Source organism: Streptomyces sp. NPDC002785, from assembly GCF_040295565.1.
GTDB lineage: Bacteria > Actinomycetota > Actinomycetes > Streptomycetales > Streptomycetaceae > Streptomyces.
Genome location: NZ_JBEOVN010000345.1, coordinates 1 through 3,785, shown reverse-complemented (window position 1 = coordinate 3,785; position 3,785 = coordinate 1). Strand labels below are relative to the sequence as shown.

4 protein-coding genes are annotated in these 3,785 nt (G+C 64.0%); all 4 read left to right on the top strand.

What is annotated here, in order from left to right:
• The coding region (locus ABTZ94_RS36640; protein WP_351207638.1) for an RHS repeat-associated core domain-containing protein at positions 1 to 2,364 on the top strand (2,364 nt) is incomplete at its 5' end.
• Positions 2,361 to 2,633 carry a hypothetical protein gene (locus tag ABTZ94_RS36635; protein WP_351207636.1) on the top strand — a complete coding sequence of 91 codons (273 nt, stop codon included), beginning with the start codon at positions 2,361 to 2,363 and terminating at the stop codon, positions 2,631 to 2,633. The genes ABTZ94_RS36640 and ABTZ94_RS36635, both read left to right, overlap by 4 nt.
• Before the next feature lie 227 nt (positions 2,634 to 2,860).
• Complete coding sequence (locus tag ABTZ94_RS36630; protein WP_351207634.1) at positions 2,861 to 3,268, top strand: hypothetical protein; 408 nt, start codon at positions 2,861 to 2,863, stop codon at positions 3,266 to 3,268.
• Positions 3,265 to 3,785 (top strand): putative T7SS-secreted protein (locus ABTZ94_RS36625; RefSeq protein ID WP_351207632.1); only part of this gene is annotated, 521 nt, incomplete at its 3' end. The genes ABTZ94_RS36630 and ABTZ94_RS36625, both read left to right, overlap by 4 nt.

Here is a 3,785-nt window from a genome sequence, read left to right as displayed (position 1 = left end):
GACCCGTCCGGCGCCGCGACACGTACCACCTACAACGAGGCCGGCCATGCGACCTCCGTGACGGACGCGCTCGGCAACACGACCCACATCCGCAGTGATGCGGCTGGTCTGCCGATCGAGGTGACCGACCCGCTCGGCGCCAAGTCCCGCCTCGTCCGAGACGCGTTCGGCCGACCTGTCACCCTCACCGACCCGCTCGGTGCGGTCACCCACCTCGAATGGACCGTGGAGGGCAGGCTGTCCCGGCGCACCGACGCGGACGGCACCACGCAGTCCTGGACCTACGACGGCGAGGGCAACTGCCTCACCCACACCGATGCCATGGGCGCCGCCTCCCGCTTCGAGTACACGCACTTCGACCTCATGACGGCCCGCACCGACCCCGACGGCGTGCGCTACGAATTCGCATACGACGATGAACTACGCCTCACCCAGGTCCTCAACCCCCAAGGGCTGACCTGGAACTACACCTACGACGCTGCCGGGCACCTCGTCTCCGAAGCAGACTTCGACAACCGCACGCTCACCTACCAACGCGATACGGCAGGCCGCCTGACCGCCCGTACCGACGCCCTCGGCCAGACCATCCGCTACAAGCGGGACGAGCTGGACCGGATCGTCTCCAAGAACGCGGCAGGAGACGTCACTACCTTTGCCTACGACTTCTCCGACCAACTCGCCAAGGCCGCCAACGCGGACGCCACCATCACGTACCTGCGTGACCGTTATGGCCGTCTCCGGTCCGAATCCGTCAACGGCCGGACGATGTCGTACGAGTACGACCGGCTCGGACGTCGTACCAGCCGCACCACCCCCAGCGGCGCGGTCAGCACCTGGGCGTATGACGCGGCAGGGCGACGCACCTCACTCACCACCTCGGGCCGCGTCCTCCGCTTCGAACACGACGCGGCGGGTCGGGAGGTTGCCAGGCATATCGGTGACAGCATCAGCCTGACGTCACAGTTCGACACGATGGGCCGCCTCACCACGCAGCAGGTCACCGGTGCAGGCCGCAGCATCCAACGCCGCGACTACACCTACCGCGCCGACGGTCACCTGACCGGTCTTGCCGACCAAATCTCCGGCACCAAAACCTTCGATCTTGACCCGGCAGGCCGCGTCACGACCGTCCAAGCACCGGGCTGGACGGAACACTACGCATACGACCAAGCAGGCAACCAGACCGAAGCCTCCTGGCCGATAACACACCCTGGCCAGGAAGCGACGGGTTCTCGCACTTATTTCGGCACCACGATCATTGGCGCGGGCAACGTCCGCTACGAACACGATGCGCTCGGCCGCATCACCTTCCGCCAGAAGACCCGCCTCTCCAGGAAACCGGACACCTGGCGATATGAGTGGGACGCCGAGGACCGCATGCGCTCGGTGACCATGCCTGATGGGATGGTATGGCGCTACCGGTACGACCCGCTGGGCCGACGTATTGGCAAGCAACGCCTTGCTGTCGATGGCCACACCTCTCTGGAACAGACCACATTCACCTGGGAGGAGACCACCGTCTGCGAACAGGTCACCGAAAGTGAAGCACTTCCGAATCCGATCGCATTGACCTGGGATCACCAGGGGTTGCGTCCACTGACGCAGATGGAACGCGTCCTACCCGCCGCCGCCCTCCAAGAGGCCATAGATGAGCGCTTCTTCTCCATCATCACCGATCTCGTCGGAACCCCCGCCGAACTCGTTGATGAATCAGGCAACCTTGCGTGGTGCACCCGCAGCACCCTATGGGGAACGACAACTTGGAAAAAGTCGAGTTCGACTTTCATTCCTCTCAGGTTCCCGGGTCAGCAATTTGACGCCGAAACTGGATTCCACTACAACTACTTCCGCACGTACGACCCCGAAGTTGCTCGATATCTCACTCCGGACCCGCTGGGCATCACCCCTGCACCCAACCCGCTTACATACGTTCACAATCCGACAACATGGACTGATTCCCTAGGACTCGCTCCCGACTACCCCGACTCGGTGCCGATCTACCGTGCACCAAAAGCGATGGACGCCCAGTACGAACTCGATCACGGACCCAACCCGGCGAACCATGTGCCAGGCGTGGATATCGGGGGCGGCATACTATCCGACGGAAAGATCTATTTTGGCGAACGCGGCGTGGCAGCCGAGTACGCAGGACCGAATGGGATTAACTTCGCCAAGGGAATTGTACGATACGATATGCACCCATCGTTCCTTTCTGAATTTGCCGAACACGCAAAGGTGCATGATAGAAATGGCCCCGGCGGGGCCGTCCGAATCGAATTTCCCATCCCCGTTGACAAGCTAGACAGATTTAACGAATTGACCCGTAACAGGTCTTGGGAACGAATCTTTGGAGATCCTTCATGAAGCTGGTAAATCACCAGGAGGTCGACGTAATCATCACCGCTGTGGCCCCTGTCGGTTCAATGGTCGACGTCGCCGGGTCCGGCACTCCCGGATTCATCGACCAGGTGAAGCACCCGTCATGGCGCTCTGCTGGTGCATCCCCCCCAAAGGTCGGCGATCGCCTCCACGCCGTTGTACTGGACGACTCGAGAACACCTCCACGCCTCAGCGCACTGCAGCAGGATATTGAGATCGCAAGGACGTTGCGCGAACGCGAGCATCGCAAATAGGTTCCGGAAGTCGAAAATATTTCAGTTCGTCACTGACAGGATCCTGTGGTCGCGGCGGCTGGACCGGGAGATCGTCGTCGCGCAGCATCACATGCTCAGCCCGACCCGGTCAGAACTGGTTCGGCACATCGGCTCCACAGCCAAGCTCAGACGCGAGTTCGACCTCATGGGTCGTCTCGCCAGCCAGTACGTGGCAGGAACGGAACTGCCGCCTTGAGGTGACCTCGGTGCTGTGCCGTGCGCCCGGGGACGCCGTGCTGACCTGTCTGCGCGACCTCGACGTCCTTGACGAACCGCTGGAGGCCCGCATCGGCATTGCTCCGGACGTGGCGCTCCTGGTCCAGCACGGCTCCATCGTCGGCTGGAGCCTGACCGATCCCGCGCGCTATCTGACCACCGGTTACGCCGCCCCCAACCCCGCCCCTCCGTCCCCGGCCACCCGTCGGCTGCTCAGCGCATGCCTGGACCTGATCACTGATCCGCTGCTCGAAGAGGTGCGGGACCGCGAGCCGGCCGCGCTGGCCCGGCTCCGGACGGTCCACCAGGCCCTGCAGACCCAGCGCGAGGACCGGCACCGAGCCGACGCGCTGTTCGCGCTCATCGCCAACTTGGTGGAGGACTACAGGAACTGGTGACGGTCGGTGCCGATGAGTGGGCGGACGCGGTCGAGAACTGGGGGGATGAGACCGCGTCCTCGCTCGGTGCGAAGGTCGGGGAGCAGCAGCTCGGACAGACCGAGGAAGCCGACGAGCTGATCCACGGCAGGCCGGAGAAGATCGCTGCGGCGGTGAAGAACCTCCGGGACTTCCAGCGGGCGTTCGATCTCGTCGGCGGCGGGATGAAGAAGCTCGACTCCGGTCACTGGAAGGGTGAGGCCGCCGATACCTTCCGGGCGAAGTTCGAGACCCTGCCCACCGATTGGCTGCGCGCGGCGGACGCGTTCGAGGATGCGGCCACGGCGCTGGAGACCTACGCCGGGACGGTCACCAGCGCGCAGGCCAAGGCCCGTGAGGCGATCGCTCTCTACAAGGAGGGCAAGCAGGACTACGAGACGGCGGCTGCCGCGTTCAAGGAGAAGGCCGAGGCATACAACGCGGTCCGCAACACCGACCACCCCCTCCCGCACCCGGGGAAGTTCTCCGATCCGGGCGC